Below are 25161 nucleotides of genomic sequence, written 5' to 3'. Positions count from 1 at the left end.
GTCATGCCGTTCAACAGGCAACAACCTCAGGCCTGAACCGGATGCTCCTGACCATGGCTGGTTTTGGCCCAGACCAAGCGTTTGGGGAGCAGTGACATCCGCAGCGTCACCCAGGGAATCACCACAAACCAGTGGCCGAGGTAGGCGATCGCCACAAGGAGATTGGCCAGGCTCGCTGAGGGGATCTCCGGCCCTTCGCTGCCACCACGACAGCCGCGCCAGTAAGCCAGACCCGAAACGCTGAAGGCCACAACAGACAAGGGCCAGTAGACCGGCAGGCTTCGGGTGATCAGAGCCGTGCTCAGATCAGCGAAGGACACCACCGGCAGGGCGTACTGGAGCAGAAAAAAGGCCGTCAGATCCCAACGCTGGCGAAAACTGAGCTGAGCTGACGTCAGCACCGGCCAGTAATCAAAGAAGCGCTGCAATCCGCCTTCCGCCCAGCGCTGCCGTTGTTTCCACAAGGCATGGAGACCAGGAACCGCCTCTTCCTGGACCGGAGGGTCCCACAACAATCCCACCAAGGCCCCATGGGTCAGCAGGCGGAAGCTGAGATCCAGGTCATCGGTGACGGTGTCTTCGTTGAAACCACCACTGGACTCGAGCACGGAGCGCTTGATCAGCTGTCCGTTCCCCCGCAGTTCGGCCACGCCTCCATTGGCCAGTCGGCCCGACTGGATCACCGCATCCAGAGCCATCTCCATCGCCTGGGATCGGGTCAACCAATTGCGATCGGCATCAATCACGGCCTTGCGCAGCTGCACCGCCGACCAGCCACCCTCCACGGCGTAGGGAACAAGGCGCTCGAGCAAGTCGTCCTGCAACTGAGCATCCGCATCAAGCACCAGCAGCCACTCACCTTTGAGGCAGCCCAAAGCGGTGTTGAGCGCACCCGACTTGCCCCCACCGGCATTGCGCTGGCGATGGATCACGTTCAGCTCAGGGTGCTGGCTGGCCAGATCGTCCAGCAGCTCAGAAGTTCGATCAAGACTGCCGTCGTCGATCACCCAGGTGGTGAGCTGCCCGGACGGATAACGCAGTGAAGTAAGCCGTTCCACCAAACGCGGCACCACCGCCTCTTCGTCGCGGGCGGCCACCACCACATCCAGGCTGGGAAGCGTCGTCCGATCAATCTCCGGCACGGACACCGATGACCCACGCATCAGCTGCCCGCGCATGACGGAACGGAGGCCATAGCCCCCAAGCATCAGGGCAAGACTGATGGCGGGCCAGAGCGAACGGGCGGAGTCCAGCCAGTGGGGAGCAGCACCAGCACATCCGCATGCGAACAGGAACGCTGCCGATTTCACCCGACGGTGATCACCCGATGTGGCGTTCGAGCTCATCCAGCTGCCCAGGTGGGAAGGACTTTAAGGGGACTGCACCAGTGTTGAGAGTGGGCCGTAGACAGTCCCTGGGTAGTAATGGCTCAGGATCCGCTCCACAGGCCAGCCACGCCAGGCCAGATCAATGGCCCCAGCCTGCGACAAACCAGCCCCATGGCCAAAACCACCACCCACCACCAACCAGCGTTCAGTCCCCTGAGGCTCCAAGACGAACAGGGTGCTGGGCAGCGTGCGGAGGGTCCGGCGAATGGCATCCAACTTGAGGATGACCGGAGCGGCGTCGCTGCTGCCTGAGATCTGCAAGGCCAGCACCCTGCCGCTGGCGCCCCGCTCGAGCACCTTCAATTGCAAAGGCGAAACCAGCGGGTCTGCGGCTGCGCCAAGGGCCTGACGCAAGGTCGGACCCGAAAGGATTCGGGTCCAGCGGAAGCGGGGGTGCCGCTGGCCAAAGGCCCCGCTGCGATCCGCCAGCAGCGCCAGCACCGCCTGGCGCTGCTGCAGGGGCAAGGGATGACGGTTGCTCCAGCCCTCATCCCCATCCGGCTGCGCACGCAAATAAGTGGTGGGCTGCATGGCCCAGGCTTCCGGCCCGGCAGCCATCACCCCGCCATTGGTGGCGTGATACACGGCGCTGATCGGCTGATTGTTCAGGCTGAGCAACTTGCCCTGGGTGGCTGCAATCGCCTCGCGCACAGGAGCTCCCGCATGGCGGGGATCGCTGTAGACCTGACACTGGGTGTCGCTGCAGAGGTGATAGCCATCAACGCTGAAGCGATGGCTGTTGGCCAGAGCCCAGGTGCGCGCCAGAACGGTCTGGGCCTGCAACGCCGCCATCGGTGAACCGGCACCGATCTCATGGGGCACCACCCCCTCGAGGTAGCGCTCCACCGGCACCTGCTCCACAAGGGTCCAGCTGCCATAGGCATCCCTTTGCAAGCGGAAGGGCCCTTCAAAACGTCCACCCGCCCAGAGCAACCCATCCGAGGCCTCAATCAAGAGAGGTCCTTGCAGGGGGCGCTCACCCTCCAGCGTCTGCAACACCGGTTCGACGGTGCTGGTGACGGTGCCTTGCCAATCGCGCACGGCCAGACCATCGGGAACAGGCGAACCCTCCGGCGCCCACACCTCCCACTCCTTGGGATGGGCCACCTCGGCCGCAACTCCAAGAGCACGCCAACGGGAGGCGACACGATCCGCCGACTCAAAGCTGGCGTAGGGACCTGCAATCCGGCGGGCCAACTTGAGCGAACGGGCCAAGGCAACGCTTCGCCAGGTGATCACGAAACCTGAACCAATGCCTTGCTCCCCGGTGGCGTCGCGAAGAGTGAGCGATCCGGCAAAGGCACGCAGGTTCAAAGCAGCGGCGGTCGCCCTGGCACCAAGGTGATCCTCCAAGGCCACCCAGAGCACCGGTTCATGACCTTCAACCCGCGGTGGGTCAGCGACGGAACGGTGCGTCGCCCGCCGAACCGGTTCCACCACCGGGGGCTCAGACACGGCGGATTGCAGGCCATCACCCGGCTCACGGGCGCGGCAGCCCAAGCCCACGCAAAGCAGCAATGTGAGCGTCAGGAACCGAATCATTCAAGGGGGGGGCACGTCGGGACGTATTGTTGTCGTTTGTGTCCGAACGAGCAGACCAATGCCCAAGCTGAAGACCCGCAAAGCTGCCGCGAAGCGGTTCAAAGCGACTGGCACTGGCAAATTTCTGCGTCGTCGCGCTTTCCGGAACCACCTGCTGGACCACAAAACGTCCAAGCAGAAGCGTCATCTGGCCACCAAGGCCGTGGTGGACCGCACCGATGAAGAGCGCGTGACCCTGATGATGCCCTACGCCTGAGCACAGCTGCTCAGACGAGACCGTTCAACAAGACCTGATCCAACCCTTCCAACCTCATGGCCCGCGTCAAGAGAGGCAACGTCGCCCGTAAACGCCGCAACAAGATCCTGCGGCTGGCCCGTGGCTTCCGTGGTGGCAACGGAACCCTGTTCCGTACAGCAAACCAGCGGGTGATGAAAGCCCTCTGCAATGCTTACCGCGATCGTCGTCGTCGCAAGCGCGATTTCCGTCGCCTCTGGATTGCCCGCATCAACGCAGCTGCCCGCCTCAATGGTGTGAGCTACAGCCGTCTGATGGGCGGTCTCAAGAAGGCCGATGTGCGCCTGAACCGCAAGATGCTGGCTCAGCTGGCAGTTGTTGACCCCGGCAGCTTCACCAACGTCGTGGCTGCAGCTAAGAGCTGAATTTCCCAACCGTGAACCTGCTGCCCCAGACCTACCTGCTGGGCCTGGTCGGCCTGCTTGCCATCGTTGCGGTGGTGGTGGGCCGACAATTTTTTCGTGTGCGTCGTGATGAAGCACGCCTGATTGAGCTCGAAAAATCCGACTCGGCCTCGTCACGACAGGCGTCTGACCTCTACGAACTCGGATCCGTTCAATTGCGAAAGCGGTTGTACCCGCAGGCGGCTGCCACCTTGAAGCAGGCACTGAAACGCCTGAGTGGTGAGCCGGATGAAGCCCGTGCGCTGATCGAAAACGCGCTCGGCTTTGCTTTAGCAGCACAAAAGGATTACTCCGGTGCCACCAAGCACTACAAGCTTGCTCTGAAGGCAAAAGCGGACTACCCCGTCGCCCTCAACAACCTGGCTTTTGCTCAGGAGAAGCTGCTGAAGGACGCTGAGGCAATCTCCCTCTATGAGCAGACACTTCAACTGGAACCCGACAACGCCACTGCGAAGAAAGGGCTGAAGAAACTCAAACAGCGGAACAGCTGAGTTCTTTCAGATCTACTTGTTGCCTCACAAAAATATGGTCACCAGAGCGGCTGAACCGGAGGTTCTTCCTGGCAGCTTGCGGTCATCGCCAAGCGTCCACCCACTCCAGTGCTGGGGTCGGCCACGTTGATCAATCGAGGCGCCTGCCAACTGGTGGGACTGAACATCTGCAGGCCGAGGAAGACGCCACCAGGCTCAACGCCAGCGATCAGGGGATCCGCCAAGGGGATGAGATCTAGCTGATCCGACTTGGCATGGACATTGCCTTGAACCGGCGTGGTGACGGAACCAAGGGTCATCGTGCCCCGGAGATCCACCATCTGGCCCATCGCCGTCATCTGGGTGATGTCCAACGTGACATCGACGGTGGGGTTGCCATCAAAAGGCTCAAAGGTGCCGCACCACTGTCGGGGCAGCGATTCCGCCAGCTCTGCAGCGCGTGCGACTGGATCGAAACTCTCCACCTCGAGTTCCTTGAGCTCCAGTGGAACCGCCAACTGAATCGGATCCAGAGGCAACTGGGGATTGGTCTGGAACGGCACCTGGCTGCCAGCCGGGAGATCCATGGCAAGCAGGAACGGCATGGAAGACGATGGATGATGAAGGAACGGTAGGCCCTTTTGCTCAGACGCGTCATGGATTCGCCCTCCCCCAGCTCCGACCCCCTGACCATTGGCGGGCGTCAGTTCAACAGCCGTCTGTTCACGGGCACCGGCAAATATCCATCCATGACGTCGATGCAGCAGAGCATCGAGCGATCCGGCTGCGACATGGTCACGGTGGCTGTGCGTCGGGTGCAGACCGTGGCGGCAGGCCATGAGGGCCTGATGGAAGCCATTGATTGGCAACGGATCTGGATGCTGCCCAACACGGCGGGCTGCACCGATGCCGAAGAGGCAGTGCGCGTGGCACGGCTTGGACGGGAGCTGGCCAAGCTGGCGGGACAGGAGGACAACACCTTCGTGAAGCTGGAGGTGATTCCTGACTCCCGGCATCTTTTGCCCGATCCGATCGGCACCCTGAACGCCGCCGAACGCCTGGTGAAAGAAGGGTTCACGGTACTGCCCTACATCAATGCCGACCCCCTGCTGGCCAAACGGCTGGAGGAGGTGGGATGCGCCACGGTGATGCCTCTGGGCTCTCCGATCGGCTCGGGCCAGGGGCTCAACAATGCCGCCAACATCGGTTTGATCATCGAAAACGCCGGGGTGCCGGTGGTGGTTGACGCCGGCATTGGTGTTCCAAGCGAGGCGGCACAGGCCCTCGAAATGGGCGCCGATGCCGTGCTGGTCAACAGCGCCATCGCCCTTGCGGGCGACCCCGCCGCCATGGCCGAGGCCATGGGCAATGCGGTGATGGCCGGGCGGACCGCCCACCTTTCCGGGCGCTTGCCCCGGAGGGATCAGGCCTCTGCCAGTTCACCGACCACGGGCCTGGTGCAAACACCCCAATGAAGTGAAGAGACGTGAAGTGAGGTGAAGCCTGCTTCACAAAGGCAGGCAATGAGCATTTGGACTCATAAGGTCCGACCAGTCGCATTGGACCCATGTCGGTCACCACGGAAGACGGCGGTCGTCTCAACGCCTTCGCCAAGGAGCCACGCATGGAGGTGATGGACGTCGCCGCCAGCCAGAGCCGCAACCGCAGCTCAATGATGATGCTGGTGAGCGGTGGATTGATCGTGGCCGCGATGGTGGCGGTGACCGTCGCCATCAGCTGAGACGGTTCACACTGAAAATCCCTGTAGTAGCTTGCCAAGACTGAGCATCATGCTCGTTCCAGCAGGAGTTTGGGGTGAAAGTTCTCGTTCTCGGCGGTGACGGCTTCTGCGGCTGGCCCTGTGCGGTGAACCTGGCGGATCAGGGCCACGACGTTCTGATCGTGGACAACCTCAGCCGTCGCAAGATCGACATCGACCTTGAAGTTGAGTCGCTGACGCCAATCGTGAGCATCGGTGAGCGCCTCAAAGCCTGGGAGGAAACCGGCGGCAAGCCGATGCGGTTTGTCCACATGGACATCGCCCATGAGTACCAGCGGTTGCTGGATCTGCTTCGGGACGAGCGCCCCGATTCCGTGGTCCACTTCGCGGAACAGCGGGCCGCCCCCTATTCGATGAAGAGCAGCGCCACCAAGCGTTACACCGTCGATAACAACGTCAACGGCACCCACAACCTGCTAGCGGCCATTGTTGAAAGCGGTCAGGACATCCACGTGGTGCACCTCGGCACCATGGGCGTCTACGGCTATGGCTCCCACCGCGGCGCCACCATCCCTGAGGGTTACCTCAAGGTGGAAGTGCCCCAGCCCGACGGCAGCCGCTTTGAAGAGGAAATCCTCCACCCGGCAAGCCCCGGCAGCGTCTATCACATGACAAAGACGCTCGACCAGCTGCTCTTCCTCTACTACAACAAGAACGACAAGGTCCGCATCACCGACCTGCACCAGGGCATCGTCTGGGGAACCAACACCGATGCCACAGACCGTGACTCGCGGCTCACCAATCGCTTTGATTACGACGGCGATTACGGCACGGTGCTGAACCGTTTCCTGATGCAAGCCGCCATTGGCTACCCGCTCACCGTTCATGGAACCGGGGGCCAGACCCGCGCCTTCATCCATATCCGCGATTCCGTGCGCTGCGTCCAGCTGGCGCTGGAGAACCCTCCGGAACAAGGGGAGCGGGTGAAAATCTTCAACCAGATGACCGAGAGTCATCAGGTGGGTGAACTGGCCAAGAAGGTGGCCGCCCTCACCGGTGCTCAGGTCAACAACCTGCCCAACCCCCGCAACGAGGCTGTTGAAAACGATCTGATCGTGGACAACCGCTGCTTCATCGAACTGGGCCTCAACCCCACCACCCTCGATGACGGCCTGCTGAAGGAAGTGGTGGAAATCGCCACCCGCTACGCCAACCGTTGCGACCGCAACCGCATCCTCTGCACCTCCGCCTGGACCAAAACCCAGGCCCAGGCCATCGGTACCGCGTCCTGATCGAGCTTCATCCTTGAAAGTCGCCTTCTTCACCGAAACCTTCCTGCCGAAGGTCGATGGCATCGTCACCCGTCTCACCAAGACGGTGAAGCATCTGGTGGACGCCGGCGATGAAGTGGTGGTCTTCTGCCCGGAGGGCTGTCCAGAGGAGTACATGGGGGCACGCCTGATCGGCGTTCCGGCAATGCCGCTGCCGCTCTATCCCGAGCTCAAACTGGCCTTGCCTCGCCCGGCAGTGTCCGACGCGATCGATGCGTTTCAACCCGATCTGATCCACGTTGTGAACCCAGCGGTGCTGGGTCTCGGCGGCATCTGGCTCGCGAAGAACAAAGGCATCCCCCTGGTGGCGAGCTATCACACCCACCTTCCCAAGTACCTCGAGCACTACGGCCTGGGAATGCTGGAGCCACTCCTGTGGGAGATGCTCAAGGCCGCCCACAACCAGGCCCTGCTGAATCTGTGCACCTCCACTGCCATGGTGAAGGAGCTCAGCGACAAAGGCATTCAGCACACTGATCTGTGGCAGCGAGGTGTGGACACGGAGTTGTTCCGTCCCGAGCTGCGCAGCGCAGAGTTGCGCAAGCGGCTTCTCGGCGGCCATGACGACCGTGGTGCACTGCTGCTCTACGTCGGCCGCCTCTCCGCGGAGAAGCAGATCGAACGGATACGCCCTGTGCTGGAGGCCCTTCCCGATGCACGGCTGGCCCTGGTGGGCGATGGTCCCCACCGCCAACAACTGGAGAAGCACTTCGAGGGAACCGCCACCACCTTCGTCGGCTATCTCGCCGGGGACGACCTGGCAGGGGCCTACGCCAGCGGCGATGCCTTCCTCTTCCCCTCCAGCACGGAGACGCTGGGGTTGGTGCTGCTGGAAGCCATGGCAGCCGGTTGTCCCGTGGTCGGCGCCAACCGTGGCGGCATCCCCGACATCATCACCGACGGGGTTAACGGCTGCCTCTATGAACCCGACGGCGCCGATGGTGGCGCTGCAAGCCTGATCGAAGCCACCCGCCGCCTGCTGGGCAACGACCTGGAACGCCAGGCCCTACGCAGCGCTGCCCGCGCCGAAGCCGAGCGCTGGGGCTGGGCAGGCGCCACCGAACAACTGCGGACCTACTACCGCACGGTGCTGTCAGCGCCTCAACTCACGGCTGCCTAGCGCTGCCGGGTCCGCTCCCACTCCGCCAGCACCTTCTTGGCCATGGGCAGAGCGTGGACCGACCCACCTCCAGGAGTGTTCTGGGCAAAGGCCACCACCACGATCTTGCCGTCGGGATAGGGGGCATAGCAGCCGAACCAGGCGTGATCAGGCCCTCCCGTGCTGTCTTCAGCCGTTCCGGTTTTGCCAGCCGCCGCAGGAATGCCAGGGCCATTGAGGCCGGCACCGGTTCCGGCCTCCACCACTTTGCGCAGGCCCTCCTGGATCGTCTGCAACGTTGATGGCTTCATGGCCACCTTGGTGCGGTGCTCCGGACTCAGCCAGTCGATGTCGCCGGCGGCGAGATGCGGCGTCACCAACCAACCACCATTGGCGAACACCGCATAGGCGCGGGCCAACTGCAAGGGAGTGATCTGCACCACGGACTGCCCGATAGAGGCGCTGGCCATGTCCTCAGGGATCCAGGGCACCGTGCCGGGCTCCGCCCAACCCCGACCGCGATCGGCCCAGGGCTCATCTCCCACCAGCCCGACACTCTCTTCCCAGCCGATCTCAATGCCGGTTTTCTGCTGGAAGCCAAGCTGATCAGCCGCCTGTTTGAGGGCTTTGGAGCCGACCCCAACGCCCACTTGATAGAAGAAGGTGTTGCTGGAGAAACGCAGGGCATCCGCATAGCCGATATGGCCGAAGCCAGCCCCGTTGTGATCCGGGAAGCAATGGCCGCCGTAGGTGATGCAGGCCGTGGTCTGGAGCTTGGTGTCGGGCGGGAATTGGCCCGACTCCATGCCGGCCATCGCCGTCACCGGCTTCCAGGTGCTGCCGGGGTCATAGGGATTCATGGCCCGGGACAACAACGGCTTCTTCGGATTGGAAAAGAGGGCGTCGTACTCCTTCTGGGTGGTGATCAGCTTGGAGAAGAAGTTCGGATCAAAACTGGGACGGCTGGCCAGAGCCAACACGGCACCCGTTGCGGCCTCCAGCGCCACCACAGCGCCACCGGGCTTATCGGCCAGCGCCTGCTCCGCCACCCGCTGCAGATCCAGGTCGAGGGTGAGCACAAGATCCTTTCCTGCTTGAGACGGTCGATCGCCCAGGTTGCGCTGCACCTCGCCCATGGCATTCACCTCGAGCATCTGGCCGCCCCACTTCCCGCGCAGATGGCGCTCGTAAGCCGCTTCAACACCGGTGCGACCAATGCGGTCGCGAATCTTGTATCCCTTCTCCGCCAGGATTTCGAATTCGCTTTCCGTGATCGGCTGGGTGTAGCCGAGGGCATGGGCCGCCAGGGTGCCATTGGGATAGGAGCGCAGGATGTCGACATCCACCTGGGCACCCCGCAACCCCAGGGCCTGTTCCCGGAAGCGCAGCACCTGTTCCGGCTTGAGATCGAGGGCCAACGTGGTGCGGTAACCATCCCGATCCAGACCCTTCTGCCGGCGCTGGTCGAGCAGATCAGGCTTCAAATTCAGAAGCCTTGCCAAGCGATCACGCAGATCAGGCCAGTCGTCATCGCTGACCAGGCGCGGCTCAAGGTACAGGGAGTAAGTGAGTTTGCTGGTGGCCAGCACCCGGCCTTTGCGATCAAGCAACCGACCACGAATGGGCGAGCGAGGCACAAGACGGATGCGGTTTTCGTCCGCCAGTTCGCGAAAACGGGCCCCCTCCAGCAGCTGCATCCAGACCAGGCGACTGACCATGGCGCTGCAGAACAGCAACACCAGCATCAGCAGCACCAGGGGTTGCTGACGCAGACCGGTCTGACGCTGCTGGACGGAACGGGTCATTCCTGTTGCGGCTCTGGCAAACGGCGGCGCAACTCCTCGAGGCGCTCTTCGATCCGCCGCAAGGTCGGCAGCAAATCGTCGGGGCCGTCCTGTTCAACCGTTGCCGGTTCATCAACAGACACCGAGACAGGCATCACCGGATTGCCCAGCCCGGGGCTCACGGCATCCAGCTGGTCTCGGACGCCCCGCGCCACGGGCTCCCCTTCCTGACGCAAATCAGCGATGGGGTCCTCCGAGCCGGCCGTGAACGCCTCCACCACCTTGCCGGCCCCCCCCTGCCGGGCCCGCTCCAGCACGGCCAGCCCCACAGGGAGCACGTCCTGCATCAAGGACAGACGCAACTGGTCGAGCGGGTTGTCGGAGTTGGAATCAGCGGCCATGGGGCCAGATCAACGAACCCCAGTCTGTCCCGAAGGAAGCGCCAATGTCGGACAAGCCGAACGGTCTGCCGCCAGGGACCAGCCCATCACCCCACTCAGCACCATCAGCATCACCACAGGCACCAGGGCTTTCTGGGTGGTGTCCAGCAGGATCCATTCGCGCCAGGCACGCCAGAAGCGGCTGCGCTCAAAGCGGCGGTGCTCACGGCTTTCGTCGCGCTGACGCCGCCGGATCGCCTTGTCCACCCAGCGCTCGAAGGCCCGCTTCTTGGTGATCGTCATCTTGCGTTCCACCTCGAGCATCTGCCCGGAACCCAGCTCGGGATGGAAGGTGCTGATCAGCTCCAGGCTCTTGAGGAACATCTCCACAGCGCCATCGTGAACGGCGGTGGCGTGATCATCCAGCTGGCCCCAGTCGAGTTCGGGGTAAAAACGGCTGCGGTTGGCCGTGATCTGATCCTCCGTCAGCTGACCGGGCTCCCGCAGCCAGCGATCGGTGTTGCTGTCGAACCGCCGCCAATAGAGGAAAGGGTTCAGATAGATCGTGCGGCCACTCAGCTGAATGCTGTCCTGCTGCAGCCGTCGCTGCAGCTGAACATCCTGCTGTTGTGTCGCCGTCATATCCCAAAGGCCGGTGGCCCAAGGTATCGGTGATGCAGGGCCGTCGCCAGCCGTGGATCAGCCTGCGTCAGCCGCAAGTCATTCCCACTCGATCGTGCCGGGGGGCTTGCTGGTGATATCGAGCACCACCCGGTTCACCCCCTTCACCTCATTCACGATCCGATTGGAGATGGTCTCCATCAGGTCGTAAGGAAGACGGGACCAATCGGCGGTCATGCCGTCCTCACTGGACACACAACGCAGCACGATCGGCCAGGCATAGGTGCGTTTGTCCCCCATCACCCCAACCGAACGCACGGGCAGCAGCACGGCAAAGGCCTGCCAGATGTCGTGATACAACCCTGCTTCCTTGATTTCCTGGCGAACAATCAGGTCGGCATCACGCAGGCAGTCCAGCTTCTCGTCGGTGACTTCACCCAAGATGCGAATGGCCAGACCAGGGCCCGGGAAGGGATGGCGGCGCACGATCTCCTCGGGCAGGCCAAGGCTGCGGCCCACCTTGCGCACTTCATCCTTGAACAGCTTGCGCAGGGGCTCCACCAGCTTGAACTGAAGGTCTTTGGGAAGACCGCCCACGTTGTGGTGGCTCTTGATCTTCACGGCAACCCGCTCGCCCGTCTTGGGGTCCACGTTGGTGCCGGCGCTTTCGATCACATCGGGATAAAGCGTGCCCTGGGCCAGGTAATCGAAGGGTCCGAGCCGCTTGCTCTCCTCTTCGAACACACGGATGAACTCGGTGCCGATGATCTTGCGCTTCTCCTCCGGATCGGTGATGCCCTTCAGCTTGCCGATGAACCGCTGACGGGCATTGATGTACTCCACATGGATGTTGAACTTCCGATCGAAGAAGTCCATGAGGAACTCGGGCTCACCCTTCCTCATGAAGCCCTGGTCGATGAACATGCAGGTGAGCTGATCACCAATCGCCTTTTTGAGCAGGAAGGCAAGGGTGGACGAATCCACCCCACCGGAGAGGGCCAACAGAACGCGCTTGTCGCCCACCTGCTCCCGCACCAGGCCGACGGCCTCATCGATGAACGCCGCGGTGGTCCAATCCGGATCACAACCGCAAACGTGATATACGAAATTGCGGATCAGGGCCATGCCGCAGGTGGAATGCACCACCTCGGGGTGGAATTGCACCCCGTAGAGCTTGCGTTGCAGGTGCGCCACCGCCGCCTCCGGCGTGTTGGCGGTGTGGGCCAGGCGCACAAACCCATCGGGCAGAGCCTTCACTGAGTCGCCATGGCTCATCCACATCGTCGAACCGTTGTCGACATTGGTGAGCAGGTCCGTGGGGTCGTCCACTTCCAGGGGCGCCTTGCCGTATTCGGCCTTGCCCGTGGCGGCTTCCACAACGCCCCCAAGCTGCTGCACCATCAGCTGCATCCCGTAGCAAACCCCCAGCACGGGAATGCCCAGATCCCAGATGCCGGGATCGCAGAGCGGCGCATGCTCGGCGTAAACGGAACTGGGACCACCGCTGAGGATGATTCCCTTCGGAGCCATGCGTCGCAGCTCCTCGGCCGACGTGCTGTAACCGAGCACCACCGAGAAGACCTCGGTCTCGCGCACGCGCCGGGCGATCAGCTCCGAATACTGGGAGCCGAAATCAAGGATGACGATGGCCGGCTGACGCTGACCGTCGGACGAGGGCTGGGACATCGATCCTGGGAGGTATCGCTCGCGGACGAGCGTCAATCCCTCAATGTAAAGAAGCGCTTCTCCCCCTCCGGTCCCAACCAGCGCAGGGTGCGGCTTCGATCGAACAGGGCAGCACCAATCCGCATCGACCAGTCGCCGTAGCGATCCACATAAGACTGGCTGCGCCGCTCCACGATCGCGGCGAGATGCTGCCCAAGGGCCGTGGCTTGATTGGCCTCCAGTGCCCGAAAGGCCTCCTCAACGGATGCAGCACCCCGCAGTTGCAGCAACTGGGCCACCGACAGACCGGCATCCAGACCCAAGGCCACAAGCACCTCCAGACGGCCGTCGGCCAGGTGGTGATGGGTGTGAAAGATGCCGCCGGCCAGCTTGATCAACTTGCCGTGGTAACCCAGCAGCAGCAGATCGCGAACACCGGCTTCCGCCGCGGCCACGAGCACGGGCCCCACCCAGTTCCCCACCTTCAGCACGGGCCCCAGACCCTGCTGGCGGGCCAGATCCAAGCCGTTCTCACCGATCACCAGAACGAGGCGTCCCTGAAACGCCGCATGCGCAGCGAGCGCCCTCAGGTCTGCCAACACCTGCTGCAGTTGATCCGGTGCGGCGCTGCGCTGCACCTCCGCCTGGGTACCGATCAAGGCCAGACCATCAACAACACCGAAGGCGGCATTGCTGGTGCGTTCGGCCAGAACGCGGCCCCTCGGAAGAATCGGCTGCACCAGCAAGCCCCGACCCGGCGGCACCAGGGGCAACAGATTCCGCTCCAACAGCTCACGGGCAAAACCGGAGAGGCAAACGTCCCCCTCAGCGCCAAAACGACCCACCCCTTCTCCGGCCTGCAGCTCGAGCACCGGCTGGGATGCAGCGATCCAGGCCACCCGCACCCAGACCTCAAGATCCCGCGTCAGATCAAGGCCAGGCCCTGGATCACAACGGCTGATGCCCAGGGCCTCCCCTGGGGCCAGAGGAGCCGCCGAGTAGACCGGCACCTGCAGAGACGGTTGATCTGAGCCCTGACTCAACTGCTGCTCAGGCTCAAACGGCTCACCAAGCAACACCTGCAGGGCCGCCTTGGCCGCCGCCGCCACCCACACCGGCAGGGTCAATCCAGAACTGGAGGGGGCGATGGAACCAGACAAGCTGTTTTCTAGAGTCGCCGATTGGCATCCCCCGCGCCATGCAGGACAAGCTCACCCTGATGATTCCGGGCCCCACCCCGGTGCCGGAAACGGTGCTGAAGGCCATGGGTCGTCACCCCATCGGCCACCGCAGCGGGGAGTTCCAGGCCATCGTGCGGCGCACCACCGAACAGCTCAAGTGGCTGCACCAGACGACAAGCGACGTGCTGGTGATCACCGGCAGCGGAACCGCCGCCATGGAAGCTGGGATCATCAACACCCTCAGCCGCGGCGACAAGGTGCTCTGCGGTGACAACGGCAAGTTCGGCGAACGCTGGGTCAAGGTGGCCCGCGCCTACGGACTGGATGTTGAGGTGATCAAGGCGGAGTGGGGCCAACCCCTCGATCCCGAAGCCTTCCGCTCAGCGTTGGAAGCCGACAGCGCCAAAGCGATCAAGGCCGTGATCCTCACCCACTCGGAAACCTCGACAGGGGTGATCAATGACCTGGAGAGCATTGCCCGTCACGTGAAGGCCCACGGCACGGCCTTGACCCTGGCGGACTGCGTCACCAGCCTTGGTGCCACCAACGTCCCGATGGATGACTGGGGACTGGATGTGGTGGCCTCAGGCGCGCAGAAGGGCTACATGCTTCCACCGGGCCTCAGTTTTGTGGCCATGAGTGCACGGGCCTGGAAGGCCTATGAGCGCTCCGATCTGCCCAAGTTCTATCTGGATCTGGGCCCTTACCGGAAAACGGCGGCGAAGGACAGCAACCCCTTCACCCCGGCCGTGAACCTCTACTTCGGCCTGGAAGCTGCTCTGGACATGATGCAGAAGGAAGGTCTGGACGCGATCTTTGCCCGCCACGCCCGCCATCGCGCTGCCGCCCAGGCAGGCATGAAGGCGATGGGCTTGCCCCTGTTTGCCGCCGAGGGTTGCGGCAGCCCGGCCATCACCGCAGTGGCCCCCGAAGGCATCGATGCCGAACAGTTGCGTAAAGCCGTGAAGGAGAAGTTCGACATTCTTCTGGCTGGAGGACAAGACCACCTGAAAGGTCAGGTGTTCCGCATCGGCCATCTCGGCTACGTCTGCGACCGGGATGTGCTGACCGCCGTCGCTGCGATTGAATCCACCCTTCAGTCCCTTGGTCTACACAAAGGCAACATGGGAGCAGGGGTGGCTGCAGCCTCCGCCGCTCTCGGCTAAAACACAGGTGGCGAGAGCGATCTCGCCCCTTTGCGGGTGTAATTCAGTGGTAGAATGTCAGCTTCCCAAGCTGAACGTCGCCGGTTCGAGTCCGGTCACCCGCTTGAACAAATTTCAAACGCTCATCAAGAACGAGACTTGACGAGCTGGATAACCTGAGGCCCAGCGCACCCAGCACGGCGCTCGTGTTCCAAGGCCTGCAAGATCAACGAGCCCGCCTCATTGATTCGGCCATCTTCTGCACAGTGGCGGGCCTTGATAAACAAAGCCTGAGCTGCTAATTCATGGTCCTGACGTTGTTGAGCAGCCGTCTCTGATTGTTTTGTTTTCGTAAGCGTCAGGGTCAACGTTCGAATTTCCTTATCAACAAAAGATTAGCTCTAATTGATATTTAGGCCATCCCTCACGCGATCTGCACGATTGCCGATCAACCCCGTCGATTGCTTGGGTTCCGATCAGGTACCCGGTTCCTCTGCATTGCCCCCCAGATCGGCAATCCGGTCGCGCAACTGCGAGCAACGGCGCTGATCGCCTTTTGCTTCAGCGAGGGCGAGCGCGAATTCCAGCTTCTCGAGCTGATGACCACCTTCAAGGAAACCTGACCGGGTCCAGATGGTCATGCCATGCAAGGTGCGAGAAGCACAAGCATTGGAGGCAGGGATGGTGGTCGCCATAGTTGCCTTTCTTTTTATTTTGGCACCGCGCGCCACCCCTACGCGACATCGCGGCTCGCTTCTGTTTCGGCCTCCTGACCCCAGGCATGGTTCTGGGAGGACTCTTCAGGCATTTCTGGCTCTGGGATCGGAGCTGTGCTCTCCAAGAGCTCCCGCGTTTCCCGCAGCAGAGCTTCAACGCCCTCGAGCGTGGAGATCTCTTCGTCTGGAACAGCATTCAGATTCTGCTGCTGCTGGCGCAGTTGCAGCTCAAGCGCTTCCTGACGCTGTTCCAGTTTCACCAAACGCTGCGACAGAGCCGTGATGGTTTGCGCGAGATCTTCCGCAGTGCGGGTGATCCGAAAGGACACGGAGGACGTCATCACCGAAAGCTGATGGTTGCGCTGATGACAACACAGGAGCGCCGCTGTCTCAAGATCAAGCTGACATGACGCGATCGAGACCGATGCCTTCCTTGGCAACGCTGGCGCTGTACCTGCTGGCTGGAACCGCCATCGGACTGCTGGCTCTGTTCAGCGGCATTCCCGCCGCACCTCTGGCAGGGGCCTTGCTGGGTGCTGGCATCGTCAGCATGAGCGGCCAGCTGGAACCAGCCACATGGCCAGCGGGAACGCGCACAGTTCTGGAGATCGGCATCGGCACGGTGATCGGAACTGGCCTGACGCGAGCGTCCTTAGAGCAACTGCAACTTCTCTGGAAACCAGCGGTTCTGATCACCCTGGCGCTGGTGCTGACAGGACTGGTCGTCGGCCTCTGGACCAGCCGCTTGCTCGGTATTGATCCCGTCGTGGCCTTGCTTGGCGCTGCCCCGGGTGGCATCAGTGGCATGAGCCTGGTCGGTGCCGAATTCGGCGTCGGTGCTGCAGTGGCCGCCCTCCATGCCGTGCGGCTGATCACCGTGCTGCTCGTGCTGCCGCTGGTGGTGCGGCTGATCGTGCCCTCGACAGCTGGAAGCTGATCGATACCTTGGGACCAATCCACAACTGACGTCATGGGTCCCATCAGGTCATCGCTGGTTCTCTCCGCCGCGGCCCTGATCGGCGCTCTCAGCCCCATGACCTCCCCCCTGCAAGCGGCAGAAGCCGGCAATGAGAAGGGCGCCAAGATTTATTGCTTCATGCGGTCCAGCGGCAACGACCACAAGGTCAGCTGGAACGCCGCCTACGCCGTGATCAAACGGCAGCGCAGCGGCGTGTTCAAAACATCCCCGGAGCATGCCTCGGTGATGATTACGGAAGCCGTCGTCCAGGACCCCGGCAATTTCCCCGACTGTGGCCAGTTCCTTGGTGATCTGTTCGGCGGAAACACCCAACCAGCCACCGCTGCCGCCTTTGCAAACTCCTCATCCGTCACCGAAAGCAGCATCGAGAGCAGCTACGACACCACGCGCTACAGCTACTGAGCCCTCTGGGCTTCTGGGGCTGGCACTTCTGGCTGCCGTGTTGGTGGCTGGCTGCCAGAGCAAGCAACCCGCGACGCCTGCCAACACACCGACGCCGCTCGTCTCCAGTTGCCTCAGCGGCTTCCGCATGGATGACCTTGAGCTGATGGTGGAACGCTGTGATGAGGCCATCGAACAGTCACCGGATCAGGCCGATCTGCATCGCGACCGCGCCCTTGTCTTGACCCTGCTTGGCGATCAAGCCAAAGCCTGCGACGACGTCGCAACGGCAGTGTCGCTGCTGAAGCGGTCGAGCCAGCCGGTCGACCCGATGCTGCAGCACGAACTCCAGGTGCGTCAGAGCAGCTGCAAACAATCCCGCACCATGGCGGGGAGTGATTGACGTTGCAACGACAAGCGCCGAGGCCCCAGCAACACCTCGATCCGTTCCGCCTTGCTCGCCAACAAGCCATCCACCAGCTGGTCGGCTGCGCCGAGCTGCAGCCAATGGCAGGTCAGGCCATCTCCCATTCCCAGACGGTGACAGCGGTCTTCGGCTTGGTCGAGATCGCCCGGCGTCCAGGGGCGTTCCAGCAACACCACATGACGGGCCCGGTGCAGGGTGAAGCCAAGGGCACCGGTGCCGAAGGTGGCCAACAGACAATCGTTCTGACCCTGCTGGAACCGATCCACACTCCCCTGGCGTTCAACAGGGCGCTGACGACCGGTCAACAACTCGCCACCAAGGGTTTGCTGCAACAGCTGCAATGGGGCCACGAAGCCACTGAACAGCACTACAGCCTCGCCTTGCCGGCGCAGTGACTCCACCAGCTGCTGGGCCGCCGGCAATTTGAATTCCGCAGCGATCTGGCGTATGGAGGTGAGCAAAGCCAGGTGCTCTGCATCCCGTCGCACCTCTCCGAGCTGAGCCCGACGCCGGTAGTCATCCAACACCAGCTCGACACGATGGTCGAAACCCGTGAGCTCATCCTCCGACAGCGCCACGGGGTGAAGACGTCGCTGCTTGGGAGGAAGGTCCACCACCTGCTGCTTACGGCGATGCAGGATCAACGGTCGAGTTAAGCGCCGCAGCTCCTCCAACTGACTGGCGCCGGACGCCTGCCAACGTTTGCCGGATCGACCCTCCCGCCAGTGCCCCTGGCAATACCGCTCTTCAAACTGGCGTTGATCCCGAGCAATCGGATGATCCATCGCCGCAAGCAGGGGATACAGCTGGGACGGGCGACCGTTCTTCATCGGGGTTCCCGTGAGCATCCAGATCGCCCGCAAACGGGGATGACGGGCCAGACGCAGCAAGGCAGCCGTGCGCTGGGCCTGAAGCGACTGGGCGTAGTGCGCTTCATCGACCACCAGGAGCGTTCCCGCTGGTGGCAGGGTGTCGGGAAGCCGAGCCCAGCTCACCAGCTCCAGCTCAACCCCAAGGGCCTCTGATTCCCGGCGCCAGTGGGGATGCAGGCCGACGGGAGCCACCACCAGCAACCGCAGCTCGGCGCAACGCATCAGGGCACGGGCCGCCAACAGAGCTGTAAGGGTCTTCCCCAACCCCATCTCATCCGCCAGAACGGCGCCGCGACGGGCCAGGAGCCAGCGGACCCCGGAGCGTTGATGGCGCAGAGGCCGACGACCATCCTGCAGGACTTCGTCGAGATCCGCTGCAGCCACAAGGGTTCGGTGCGGTGGCAGCGGTGGCAGCGGCTGCTGGCACCAGTCGAGCCACTGCTGCAGTGCAGAGGTGACGGGGAAACGGCGCCCCAGGGCCTGCTGAAGCGCATCGGCTGCGGCCAAGGGAAAATCCCACCCCTGGCCAGCACCGTTCCAACGCCCTCGGGGCTTGATCCGACGCAACTGGGACTGGGTCACCGCATCAAAGGGGCTGACCACGCGAATCAGACCCGCTGGGGACAGATCTAGGCAACAGGTCAATGTGGGTTTTGGCGGCACCAACAGGCCCCCACAAACAATCACTTTAGTGAACCCAGATCAACGGACAGGCATTGAGATCAAGATTCACATCACAGGCTGAAAAATTATCGAAAATGCAGCGCTCGACACATTGACAGGCTTTTCGTTCAAGGCAGAATCCCCTCAACCGATGCATTCGGATGCATAGCAGGGACGCGGTTTTTCTCGACGAACTCTGTCCCAAATTACGCGTTCGAAGATGGCGACAGTCTCTACATACTTTTACCGGCAAAAGTTGCATTTATTGCGGCAAACCTTCCGAATCAATTGATCACATTCACCCCCAGGCCAAAGGGGGTTCAAGCGTTACTGAAAACTGTGTGCCGGCCTGCTTGTCCTGCAATGGCCGCAAATCCGACGCCGACGTTTTCGACTGGTACCGGCGACAACGCTTCTATGACCCACGCCGCGCCATGGCGATCCGGGCCTGGATGGATGGCGACCTGCGACTCGCCGTCCGCTTGCTGCAGTGGGCCCAACCGGATCACCCCATCAACGAGCCGGACGACATCTCAATCGCAGCTCAGGCAGCCTGAGGCTCACCAAACCCGGCAGACATCCGAGGAGTGATGACGCTGGCAGATGGAGGCCTGAACGCCTGGGTCTTCAGGAGCCAGCACCACAGCACCGGCGAGCAGGGCAGCCGTCAGGATGGCCCGGAGCACGATGGCCCCGGAGCGGGAACGATGCAGAGACGACGACGTCACGACAGTACATTTGATCTAATACAGGTGTACTGATGCTTGCCGATCTTGTCAAGCGCTCGCAGCCGCTGGCGGCTGACGCCAAGCTGCTGGTGCTGGGCGGCGGATACAGCGGACGTTGTATGGCCAGCCTGGCCCGAGCCCTGGGAACACCAGTGCTCTGCACCCGCCGTTCCCTCGACTCTCCCGAGGCGGATCTGCTCTTCGACAGCAACGGTCAGGACCAGCTCGACCCTGCTGCCCTGGAGGGCGTGACCCATCTGCTGTCCACCATCCCCCCGGATCGCGAAGGCAACGATCCGGTCTTGTTAAAGCTGGTGCCAACGCTCAGAAGCCTGCCGCTGCGCTGGGCGGGCTATCTCTCCACCACAGGGGTTTACGGCGATCGTCAGGGCGGTTGGGTGTCGGAACAGGACGACCCGGCGCCAGCGCTGGACCGCAGCATGCGCCGCCTCAACTGCGAACAAGCTTGGTTGCGCTCAGGGCTGCCGATCCAGATTCTGCGTCTGCCAGGCATTTATGGCCCAGGCCGGTCAGTGCTCAACGGCTTGCAGCAAGGGCGGGCCCGCTTGATCGACAAGCCTGGCCAGGTGTTCTGCCGCATCCATGTGGAAGACATCGCAGGGGCCTGCTGGCACCTGATGCATCGCGCCGAGCAGGACGCTCCAGCAAGCCCGGGCAATGGAAGCATCGTGAATGTGGTGGATGACCTCCCGGCTCCCACCGCCGAACTGATGCGGCATGCGGCAGACCTGTTGGGTTGTGCCCTGCCGCCGCTGGAGCCGTTCGACCAGATCGTGGACAGCATGAGTCCGATGGCGCAGTCGTTCTGGAGCGAGAACCGCCGCGTCAGTAACCACAGGCTCTGCCATGAGCTTGGTTACACGTTGCTGCATCCGAACTACCGCGTTGGGCTGCAGGATTGCCTGAACCAGGACAAACTCAATCCGTCTGACCTGCGTTCTCCCCCTCAATCAGCCAACGGTTGAAATCGAAACCCTCGCCTTCCTCAGGCAGGGAAAGCCCCACATCCTCAAGGAAACGGGAGAGATGCAGTTCGATCCAGCCATTGCTCAGGCCAGCGGCCAATCCCACCAACAAACACCCCAGCAGCAGCAAACGCAGCACAGCGATGGGCCCCCACGATTCCACGAACCCTAGGCATGAGCTGGTGATCGCTCTCGGCGATCCCGCGGGCATCGGCATGGAAGTGGTGCTCAAAGCCCTCGCCTCAACGACGCTCCCCCCAGAGCTCCAACCCCTGCTGGTGGGCTGCCGACGCACCCTGATCAGCACCCACGCGCGGCTGCAGCGGCAAACGAGCCACCCCCTCGCCAACCCCGCAGCCCTCAGGATCGACGATCAACCGCTAAAAGCCAGCGTTCAGCCAGGACAGCCCACCACCAGCGGAGCCGATGCGGGGTTTCGCTGGCTGACTCGCGCCGTCGAACTGCTGCAGGAACGGGGGTCCCGCGCCCTGGTCACCGCCCCCATCGCCAAACACCTCTGGCATGCGGCCGGCCACCGCTATCCCGGGCAGACCGAACGGCTGGCTGAGTTGGCTGGACGCCAGCGCTCCTCAATGCTGTTCACCGCCGTCTCTCCCACCAGCGGCTGGCGCCTGAACACCTTGCTGGCCACCACCCACATCCCCCTCAGCCAGGTCCCTGAAGCGCTGACCCCAGACTTGGTACACCACAAACTGAACGTGCTGGAGGAGTTCTGTCGACGCTTCACGAGCACACCCCATCTGCGCATTGCCGGTTTGAATCCCCATGCCGGTGAAGCCACTCAACTGGGCCACGAAGAAGCCGAATGGATGCTGCCGCTGCTGGACCAATGGCGGAAGGACCATCCTCAGGTGCAACTGGTGGGTCCCGTTCCTCCGGACACCTGCTGGATCAGCGCTGCTCGCGCTTGGCAGTCGCCAAACCAGCCTGGTCCTGACGGGATCCTGGCCCTGTATCACGACCAGGGGCTCATTCCCGTGAAGCTGCTGGCCTTCGACGCAGCGGTGAACACCACTTTGGAACTGCCGTTCCTACGCACCTCCCCCGACCACGGCACCGCCTTCGACATTGCAGGCCAAGGGATCGCCAGCCCTGAGAGCACGACGGCAGCCCTTCAGGCCGCCTGGGACCTGAGCTGACTCAGGCCGGCTTGACCCGCATCAGAACCTGACCGAATTCAACGGGCGTGCCGTTGTCCACCAGGATCTCCACCACTTCACCGCCAACCTCAGACTCAAGCTCGTTCATCAGCTTCATCGCCTCAAGGATGCAGACGGTCTGGCCGACATTGATGCGACTGCCCACCTCAACAAAGGCAGGTTCGCCCGGAGCGGGAGCGCGGTAGAAGGTGCCCACCATGGGAGCCGTGACTTCGAGCAGGTCACTGCGGGTTGCGGTGGATGAAGGCGGTGCAGCTGCAGGCTCGGCGGGCGCAACGGGCGCTGGTGCAGCAGCAACGGGAGCGGGCATGACCGGAGCCATGACGGCCTGGGCCGGCAGGTTGCGACGGATTTCCAGACGGAAGTCGTCCCCTTCCAACCGGAACTCCTGGATGTCGCTCTCGCCGAGCGCTTCCAGCAAGCGGTGCAGTTGTTCGTGATCCAGCTGCATGGTCATCCGTTTTCGCGCCCGAGGTAACTGTCGTTGCGGGTATCCACTTTGATCTTTTCTCCCACAGAAAGGAAGAGCGGAACCATCACTTGTGCACCGGTCTCAAGAATGGCTGGCTTGGTGCCACCGGTGGCGGTGTCGCCTTTGACGCCAGGGTCGGTTTCTTTGATCTCCAGAACCACGGAGTTGGGCAGTTCAACCTCGAGAGGGGTGTCGTTCCAGGACACCACGTTCACCTCCATACCCTCTTTGAGGTATTTGCGGCTCTCGCCGATCTGGTCGGCGCTGAGGCGGGTCTCTTCGTAGGTGGCCATGTCCATGAAGACATAGTCCTCACCTTCCATGTAAGTGTGCTGAAGCGAGGATTTCTCCAACATCGCCTGGGGAAGCATTTCCCCAGCGCGGAAGGTCTTCTCCACCACGTTGCCGGACTTCACCGCCTTGAGCTTGGTGCGCACGAAGGCAGATCCCTTGCCGGGCTTGACGTGCAAGAACTCGACAACACGCCAGACGGCCCCATCGATCTCAATCGTGGTGCCGGTGCGGAAGTCGTTACTGGAGATCATTCCCACCGAACGGTTCCTCGGACTATACGGCTGTGCCAAAGTCCCGTCAGCACTGGGGTTCCCCCTTGGTCCATCAGCGTTTGAACGCCGTCCTTGCTGTTCTGATCAGCTTTGCTCTGATCACAATCGCCGCCCCTGCCTGGGGCGCATTGCCCCAGGGCAATGCTGTGAAGGACCCTGCCGCAATTCTTCGGGACGCGCTTCCCTTCGATCAGGACGACATCCGCGAACTGCAGCATCGGCTGGAACTCACCAGTGACGATCTGCGGGCCAAACGCTGGACAGCCCTCGGCAAGACGGTGTCACGCACTGAATCGCTGCTCAACACCCGCCGCGACACCATCCTGAACGCGGTCCCCGAAGCCAAGCGCGGTACGGCTGAAACACTGTTTGAGCGCGTGGATCAGGGCCTTGAAGACCTCAAAGAGAAGGTCAAAGCCACCGACAAACCAGGCTTCATCGCCGATCGACGCCGGACGCTGCGCTGGATCGGTGATGTAGAGACTCTGCTGGTGCCCGACGGCTTTGAACGGGAGATCCCCGCAGAATTTGATGCCCTGCCACGGCTGCAGGGACGAGCCACCCTCAACATCAGCACCACCCAGGGTGAGCTGACCACCGTGGTGGATGGCTACAACGCCCCACTCACCGCAGGCGCCTTCGTGGATCTCGCCCTCAAGGGCTTCTATGACGGACTGCCCTTCATCCGGGCCGAAGACTTCTACGTGCTTCAGAGCGGTGATCCGGAAGGTCCGGAGATCGGCTACGTGGATCCAAAGACCAAGCAGGAGCGCCATGTGCCTTTGGAGATCCGCGTGCCGGGCGAAGACGACACGATCTACAACGAAACCTTTGAAGACGTGGGCCTGTTCATGGCCACACCAACCCTCCCGTTCGCAACCCTGGGCACCCTTGGCTGGGCCCATTCGGACCAGGCCCTCGACGACGGATCCTCTCAGTTCTTCATGTTTCTCTACGAGGCAGAGCTCACCCCGGCTGGTCTGAACCTCGTGGATGGCCGCAATGCAGCCTTCGGCTACGTGGTGGATGGATTCGATGTTGTGGAGGAATTGGGCGTCGATGACCAGATCACCGCCGTGAAGGTGGTGGAGGGAGCGGAGCAGCTCAAAGCCCACGCATGAGCCCGACCCTGGCGGAGCTGACTGAAACGGAGCTGCTCAGGCGGCTGGCTCGCTTCGCTCCGCCGGATCAGCTCAGTGACGACACCGCAGCCCTGGCCGCAGACGCCCGGCCACTGCTGATCAACACCGACGTTCTGGTGGATGGCATCCATTTCAGCGATGCCACCACAACCGCCATGGATGTGGGCTGGCGCGCCGTTGCCGCCAACCTGTCCGACTTGGCCGCCAGTGGTGCCGTCGACATCGATGGAATCACCGTGGCCCTGGTCGCCCCAGGCCACACCCGTTGGGACTGGGTGGACGGGGTGTATCAAGGCATCAATGCTGCCTTGGAGCAGTACGGCGGCGTTCTGCTGGGGGGTGACTGCTCCAAAGGAGAGCAGAGGCTGCTCTCGATCACGGCACTCGGCCGTCTCGGACCCCTGCGTCTGCATCGCAACGCAGCCCGCCCTGGCGATGTGCTGGTCACCAGTGGGCCCCATGGGCTCAGCCGACTGGGCCTCGCCCTCCTCCAGAACGATCCAAACGTGCGTGACATCGCTTTGTGTTCAACCCTGCGGGACCAGGCGATCGCACGCCACCAACGCCCGACACCTCGGCTGAAGGACGTCCAGCAGCTGCTGGCCTGTAAACCGGAGCATCTGCCCTGGCGGGCTGGGGGAACCGACAGCAGCGACGGACTGCTCTCTGCCGTCGCAGGTCTCTGCAGCAGCAGCGGCTGCGGAGCGGTGCTGCACAACGATCAGCTTCCAACGGCCGAAGGCTGGCCTGAGGGTGCTCGATGGACGGATTGGTGCCTCGCCGGAGGAGAGGACTTTGAGTTGGTGCTGAGCCTTCCCGAAGCCTGGGCCGATGCCTGGCAGCGATGCATCCCCGAAAGCCAGCGCATCGGCCAGATCAATGCTGAAGCGGGCAGCATCCGCTGGGCCCACAACCACGAGCCAGTGGACACAAACGGTTTTGATCACTTCGGCCAGCCCTGAGCAGCCCTAAGCGACCCCCTAAGCGACAGTGGCTGACCAAAAAAAATCCCCCCCAGATCGG

31 protein-coding genes and 1 tRNA gene are annotated in these 25161 nt (G+C 62.6%); 17 read left to right on the top strand and 15 right to left on the bottom strand.

All coding sequences use genetic code 11. The features are described from left to right. Positions 1-26: 26 nt before the first annotated feature. Together NCN05_RS03130 and NCN05_RS03125 are read right to left on the bottom strand one after the other, a co-directional pair. Positions 27-1346, bottom strand: coding sequence for a glycosyltransferase family 2 protein (locus NCN05_RS03130; RefSeq protein ID WP_250396949.1), 1320 nt, complete (start codon positions 1344-1346; stop codon positions 27-29). Between the two features lie 24 nt (positions 1347-1370). Beyond that, positions 1371-2930: a SpoIID/LytB domain-containing protein gene (locus NCN05_RS03125; protein ID WP_250396948.1), complete on the bottom strand. Its 1560-nt coding sequence runs from the start codon at positions 2928-2930 to the stop codon at positions 1371-1373. 58 nt (positions 2931-2988) lie between these two features. On the opposite strand from NCN05_RS03125, the gene rpmI reads away from it, so the two are divergent. From rpmI to NCN05_RS03110, 3 genes are read left to right on the top strand one after another with little or no spacing between them, the layout of a single operon-like run. After that, entirely contained in the window at positions 2989-3186 is a 198-nt protein-coding gene (rpmI, locus tag NCN05_RS03120; protein ID WP_250396947.1) for a 50S ribosomal protein L35, read from the top strand. Positions 3187-3242: 56 nt separating this feature from the next. Then, the gene (rplT, locus tag NCN05_RS03115) at positions 3243-3590 is read left to right on the top strand and encodes a 50S ribosomal protein L20 (protein ID WP_011363098.1); all 348 of its coding nucleotides are present in this window, start codon (positions 3243-3245) and stop codon (positions 3588-3590) included. 11 nt (positions 3591-3601) lie between these two features. Further along, positions 3602-4120, top strand: coding sequence for a hypothetical protein (locus NCN05_RS03110; RefSeq protein ID WP_250396946.1), 519 nt, complete (start codon positions 3602-3604; stop codon positions 4118-4120). A gap of 38 nt (positions 4121-4158) precedes the next feature. On the opposite strand, the gene NCN05_RS03105 is transcribed toward NCN05_RS03110, so the two are convergent. After that, the gene (locus NCN05_RS03105) at positions 4159-4704 is read right to left on the bottom strand and encodes a hypothetical protein (RefSeq protein WP_250396945.1); all 546 of its coding nucleotides are present in this window, start codon (positions 4702-4704) and stop codon (positions 4159-4161) included. Between the two features lie 51 nt (positions 4705-4755). On the opposite strand from NCN05_RS03105, the gene NCN05_RS03100 reads away from it, so the two are divergent. From NCN05_RS03100 to NCN05_RS03085, 4 genes are all read left to right on the top strand, one after another. Continuing rightward, complete coding sequence (locus tag NCN05_RS03100; protein ID WP_250396944.1) at positions 4756-5574, top strand: thiazole synthase; 819 nt, start codon at positions 4756-4758, stop codon at positions 5572-5574. Positions 5575-5666: 92 nt separating this feature from the next. Next, the gene (gene psb34 / locus NCN05_RS03095; RefSeq protein WP_250396943.1) at positions 5667-5840 is read left to right on the top strand and encodes a photosystem II assembly protein Psb34; all 174 of its coding nucleotides are present in this window, start codon (positions 5667-5669) and stop codon (positions 5838-5840) included. Between the two features lie 74 nt (positions 5841-5914). Then, the gene (locus tag NCN05_RS03090; RefSeq protein ID WP_250396942.1) at positions 5915-7111 is read left to right on the top strand and encodes an NAD-dependent epimerase/dehydratase family protein; all 1197 of its coding nucleotides are present in this window, start codon (positions 5915-5917) and stop codon (positions 7109-7111) included. Positions 7112-7124: 13 nt separating this feature from the next. Then, positions 7125-8270: a glycosyltransferase family 4 protein gene (locus tag NCN05_RS03085; RefSeq protein ID WP_250396941.1), complete on the top strand. Its 1146-nt coding sequence runs from the start codon at positions 7125-7127 to the stop codon at positions 8268-8270. On the opposite strand, the gene mrdA is transcribed toward NCN05_RS03085, so the two are convergent. The 5 genes from mrdA to cbiD all read right to left on the bottom strand — a co-directional run bounded on the left by mrdA (position 8267) and on the right by cbiD (position 13859). Then, entirely contained in the window at positions 8267-10054 is a 1788-nt protein-coding gene (gene mrdA, locus NCN05_RS03080; RefSeq protein ID WP_250396940.1) for a penicillin-binding protein 2, read from the bottom strand. The two genes, NCN05_RS03085 and mrdA, sit on opposite strands and share 4 nt — an antisense overlap. Continuing rightward, positions 10051-10434 carry a hypothetical protein gene (locus NCN05_RS03075; protein ID WP_250396939.1) on the bottom strand — a complete coding sequence of 128 codons (384 nt, stop codon included), beginning with the start codon at positions 10432-10434 and terminating at the stop codon, positions 10051-10053. Before NCN05_RS03075 ends, mrdA begins: the two co-directional genes overlap by 4 nt. 9 nt (positions 10435-10443) lie before the next feature. After that, complete coding sequence (locus NCN05_RS03070; RefSeq protein ID WP_250396938.1) at positions 10444-11055, bottom strand: DUF8672 family protein; 612 nt, start codon at positions 11053-11055, stop codon at positions 10444-10446. Positions 11056-11133: 78 nt separating this feature from the next. Then, positions 11134-12720: a glutamine-hydrolyzing GMP synthase gene (guaA, locus tag NCN05_RS03065; RefSeq protein WP_115009697.1), complete on the bottom strand. Its 1587-nt coding sequence runs from the start codon at positions 12718-12720 to the stop codon at positions 11134-11136. Between the two features lie 32 nt (positions 12721-12752). Further along, positions 12753-13859, bottom strand: coding sequence for a cobalt-precorrin-5B (C(1))-methyltransferase CbiD (gene cbiD, locus NCN05_RS03060; RefSeq protein WP_250396937.1), 1107 nt, complete (start codon positions 13857-13859; stop codon positions 12753-12755). A gap of 38 nt (positions 13860-13897) precedes the next feature. On the opposite strand from cbiD, the gene NCN05_RS03055 reads away from it, so the two are divergent. Together NCN05_RS03055 and NCN05_RS03050 are read left to right on the top strand one after the other, a co-directional pair. Next, positions 13898-15046: a pyridoxal-phosphate-dependent aminotransferase family protein gene (locus NCN05_RS03055; protein ID WP_250396936.1), complete on the top strand. Its 1149-nt coding sequence runs from the start codon at positions 13898-13900 to the stop codon at positions 15044-15046. A 32-nt stretch (positions 15047-15078) separates the two neighbouring features. Next, a tRNA-Gly gene (locus NCN05_RS03050) sits at positions 15079-15150 on the top strand. A gap of 351 nt (positions 15151-15501) precedes the next feature. Here the strand turns inward: NCN05_RS03050 and NCN05_RS03040 are convergent. Together NCN05_RS03040 and NCN05_RS03035 are read right to left on the bottom strand one after the other, a co-directional pair. Further along, on the bottom strand, positions 15502-15720 hold the full coding sequence (locus NCN05_RS03040) for a DUF8683 family protein (protein WP_038551887.1): 219 nt from the start codon (positions 15718-15720) through the stop codon (positions 15502-15504). A gap of 38 nt (positions 15721-15758) precedes the next feature. Continuing rightward, a complete protein-coding gene (locus NCN05_RS03035) occupies positions 15759-16082 on the bottom strand; it encodes a chemotaxis protein (protein ID WP_250396935.1) in 324 nt (107 codons plus the stop codon). 83 nt (positions 16083-16165) lie between these two features. Here NCN05_RS03035 and NCN05_RS03030 point away from each other — a divergent pair, with 83 nt between their 5' ends. The 3 genes from NCN05_RS03030 to NCN05_RS03020 are packed head-to-tail and all read left to right on the top strand — an operon-like array spanning position 16166 to position 17504. Beyond that, the gene (locus tag NCN05_RS03030; RefSeq protein WP_114988843.1) at positions 16166-16678 is read left to right on the top strand and encodes an AbrB family transcriptional regulator; all 513 of its coding nucleotides are present in this window, start codon (positions 16166-16168) and stop codon (positions 16676-16678) included. 33 nt (positions 16679-16711) lie between these two features. Beyond that, the gene (locus tag NCN05_RS03025; protein WP_250396934.1) at positions 16712-17122 is read left to right on the top strand and encodes a DUF6554 family protein; all 411 of its coding nucleotides are present in this window, start codon (positions 16712-16714) and stop codon (positions 17120-17122) included. Between the two features lie 43 nt (positions 17123-17165). Continuing rightward, positions 17166-17504 (top strand): hypothetical protein, encoded by a 339-nt coding sequence (locus NCN05_RS03020; RefSeq protein ID WP_250396933.1) that lies wholly within the window; start codon positions 17166-17168, stop codon positions 17502-17504. Here NCN05_RS03020 and NCN05_RS03015 read toward each other — a convergent pair. Next, the gene (locus tag NCN05_RS03015; RefSeq protein WP_250397098.1) at positions 17459-19009 is read right to left on the bottom strand and encodes an SNF2-related protein; all 1551 of its coding nucleotides are present in this window, start codon (positions 19007-19009) and stop codon (positions 17459-17461) included. The genes NCN05_RS03020 and NCN05_RS03015 overlap by 46 nt on opposite strands. Before the next feature lie 215 nt (positions 19010-19224). Between NCN05_RS03015 and NCN05_RS03010 the strand changes: the two genes are divergently transcribed. After that, entirely contained in the window at positions 19225-19620 is a 396-nt protein-coding gene (locus tag NCN05_RS03010) for an HNH endonuclease (RefSeq protein WP_115081405.1), read from the top strand. Between the two features lie 3 nt (positions 19621-19623). Here NCN05_RS03010 and NCN05_RS03005 read toward each other — a convergent pair whose 3' ends face one another. After that, positions 19624-19791, bottom strand: a complete 168-nt coding sequence (locus tag NCN05_RS03005; protein WP_250396932.1) for a serine protease inhibitor — start codon at positions 19789-19791, stop codon at positions 19624-19626. A gap of 32 nt (positions 19792-19823) precedes the next feature. Here NCN05_RS03005 and NCN05_RS03000 point away from each other — a divergent pair, with 32 nt between their 5' ends. Then, positions 19824-20777 carry an SDR family oxidoreductase gene (locus NCN05_RS03000; RefSeq protein WP_250396931.1) on the top strand — a complete coding sequence of 318 codons (954 nt, stop codon included), beginning with the start codon at positions 19824-19826 and terminating at the stop codon, positions 20775-20777. On the opposite strand, the gene NCN05_RS02995 is transcribed toward NCN05_RS03000, so the two are convergent. After that, positions 20731-20940 (bottom strand): hypothetical protein, encoded by a 210-nt coding sequence (locus NCN05_RS02995; RefSeq protein WP_250396930.1) that lies wholly within the window; start codon positions 20938-20940, stop codon positions 20731-20733. The two genes, NCN05_RS03000 and NCN05_RS02995, sit on opposite strands and share 47 nt — an antisense overlap. On the opposite strand from NCN05_RS02995, the gene pdxA reads away from it, so the two are divergent. Further along, the gene (gene pdxA, locus NCN05_RS02990; RefSeq protein WP_250396929.1) at positions 20921-21937 is read left to right on the top strand and encodes a 4-hydroxythreonine-4-phosphate dehydrogenase PdxA; all 1017 of its coding nucleotides are present in this window, start codon (positions 20921-20923) and stop codon (positions 21935-21937) included. The two genes, NCN05_RS02995 and pdxA, sit on opposite strands and share 20 nt — an antisense overlap. Before the next feature lies 1 nt (position 21938). Here pdxA and accB read toward each other — a convergent pair whose 3' ends face one another. After that, on the bottom strand, positions 21939-22415 hold the full coding sequence (gene accB / locus NCN05_RS02985; protein WP_250396928.1) for an acetyl-CoA carboxylase biotin carboxyl carrier protein: 477 nt from the start codon (positions 22413-22415) through the stop codon (positions 21939-21941). After that, complete coding sequence (efp, locus tag NCN05_RS02980) at positions 22412-22975, bottom strand: elongation factor P (RefSeq protein ID WP_011363074.1); 564 nt, start codon at positions 22973-22975, stop codon at positions 22412-22414. The genes accB and efp overlap by 4 nt, the downstream gene beginning before the upstream one ends. Positions 22976-23040: 65 nt before the next feature. On the opposite strand from efp, the gene NCN05_RS02975 reads away from it, so the two are divergent. Next, a complete protein-coding gene (locus NCN05_RS02975) occupies positions 23041-24117 on the top strand; it encodes a peptidylprolyl isomerase (protein ID WP_250396927.1) in 1077 nt (358 codons plus the stop codon). Next, positions 24114-25100: a thiamine-phosphate kinase gene (gene thiL / locus NCN05_RS02970; protein ID WP_250396926.1), complete on the top strand. Its 987-nt coding sequence runs from the start codon at positions 24114-24116 to the stop codon at positions 25098-25100. The genes NCN05_RS02975 and thiL overlap by 4 nt, the downstream gene beginning before the upstream one ends. Positions 25101-25161 lie beyond the last annotated feature (61 nt).

Source organism: Synechococcus sp. MU1651, assembly GCF_023630635.1.
Taxonomy (GTDB): domain Bacteria; phylum Cyanobacteriota; class Cyanobacteriia; order PCC-6307; family Cyanobiaceae; genus Parasynechococcus.
Note: the sequence above shows the minus strand (reverse complement) of the source record. Positions and strands in the feature narration are given on the sequence as shown.

Excerpts from the sequence above, each read along its gene's own strand:
- psb34 (WP_250396943.1), top strand. The coding sequence starts at position 5,667 with ATGTCGGTCACCACGGAAGACGGCGGTCGTCTCAACGCCTTCGCCAAG.
- NCN05_RS03075 (WP_250396939.1), bottom strand. The coding sequence starts at position 10,434 with ATGGCCGCTGATTCCAACTCCGACAACCCGCTCGACCAGTTGCGTCTG.
- NCN05_RS03125 (WP_250396948.1), bottom strand. The coding sequence starts at position 2,930 with ATGATTCGGTTCCTGACGCTCACATTGCTGCTTTGCGTGGGCTTGGGC.
- NCN05_RS03130 (WP_250396949.1), bottom strand. The coding sequence starts at position 1,346 with ATGAGCTCGAACGCCACATCGGGTGATCACCGTCGGGTGAAATCGGCA.
- NCN05_RS03105 (WP_250396945.1), bottom strand. The coding sequence starts at position 4,704 with ATGCCGTTCCTGCTTGCCATGGATCTCCCGGCTGGCAGCCAGGTGCCG.
- NCN05_RS03025 (WP_250396934.1), top strand. The coding sequence starts at position 16,712 with ATGGGTCCCATCAGGTCATCGCTGGTTCTCTCCGCCGCGGCCCTGATC.
- thiL (WP_250396926.1), top strand. The coding sequence starts at position 24,114 with ATGAGCCCGACCCTGGCGGAGCTGACTGAAACGGAGCTGCTCAGGCGG.
- NCN05_RS03070 (WP_250396938.1), bottom strand. The coding sequence starts at position 11,055 with ATGACGGCGACACAACAGCAGGATGTTCAGCTGCAGCGACGGCTGCAG.
- guaA (WP_115009697.1), bottom strand. The coding sequence starts at position 12,720 with ATGTCCCAGCCCTCGTCCGACGGTCAGCGTCAGCCGGCCATCGTCATC.
- pdxA (WP_250396929.1), top strand. The coding sequence starts at position 20,921 with ATGGGCCCCCACGATTCCACGAACCCTAGGCATGAGCTGGTGATCGCT.
- NCN05_RS03100 (WP_250396944.1), top strand. The coding sequence starts at position 4,756 with ATGGATTCGCCCTCCCCCAGCTCCGACCCCCTGACCATTGGCGGGCGT.
- efp (WP_011363074.1), bottom strand. The coding sequence starts at position 22,975 with ATGATCTCCAGTAACGACTTCCGCACCGGCACCACGATTGAGATCGAT.
- NCN05_RS03040 (WP_038551887.1), bottom strand. The coding sequence starts at position 15,720 with ATGGCGACCACCATCCCTGCCTCCAATGCTTGTGCTTCTCGCACCTTG.
- NCN05_RS03035 (WP_250396935.1), bottom strand. The coding sequence starts at position 16,082 with ATGACGTCCTCCGTGTCCTTTCGGATCACCCGCACTGCGGAAGATCTC.
- NCN05_RS03010 (WP_115081405.1), top strand. The coding sequence starts at position 19,225 with ATGCATAGCAGGGACGCGGTTTTTCTCGACGAACTCTGTCCCAAATTA.
- rpmI (WP_250396947.1), top strand. The coding sequence starts at position 2,989 with ATGCCCAAGCTGAAGACCCGCAAAGCTGCCGCGAAGCGGTTCAAAGCG.
- mrdA (WP_250396940.1), bottom strand. The coding sequence starts at position 10,054 with ATGACCCGTTCCGTCCAGCAGCGTCAGACCGGTCTGCGTCAGCAACCC.
- NCN05_RS03055 (WP_250396936.1), top strand. The coding sequence starts at position 13,898 with ATGCAGGACAAGCTCACCCTGATGATTCCGGGCCCCACCCCGGTGCCG.
- NCN05_RS03030 (WP_114988843.1), top strand. The coding sequence starts at position 16,166 with ATGCCTTCCTTGGCAACGCTGGCGCTGTACCTGCTGGCTGGAACCGCC.
- accB (WP_250396928.1), bottom strand. The coding sequence starts at position 22,415 with ATGACCATGCAGCTGGATCACGAACAACTGCACCGCTTGCTGGAAGCG.
- NCN05_RS03000 (WP_250396931.1), top strand. The coding sequence starts at position 19,824 with ATGCTTGCCGATCTTGTCAAGCGCTCGCAGCCGCTGGCGGCTGACGCC.
- rplT (WP_011363098.1), top strand. The coding sequence starts at position 3,243 with ATGGCCCGCGTCAAGAGAGGCAACGTCGCCCGTAAACGCCGCAACAAG.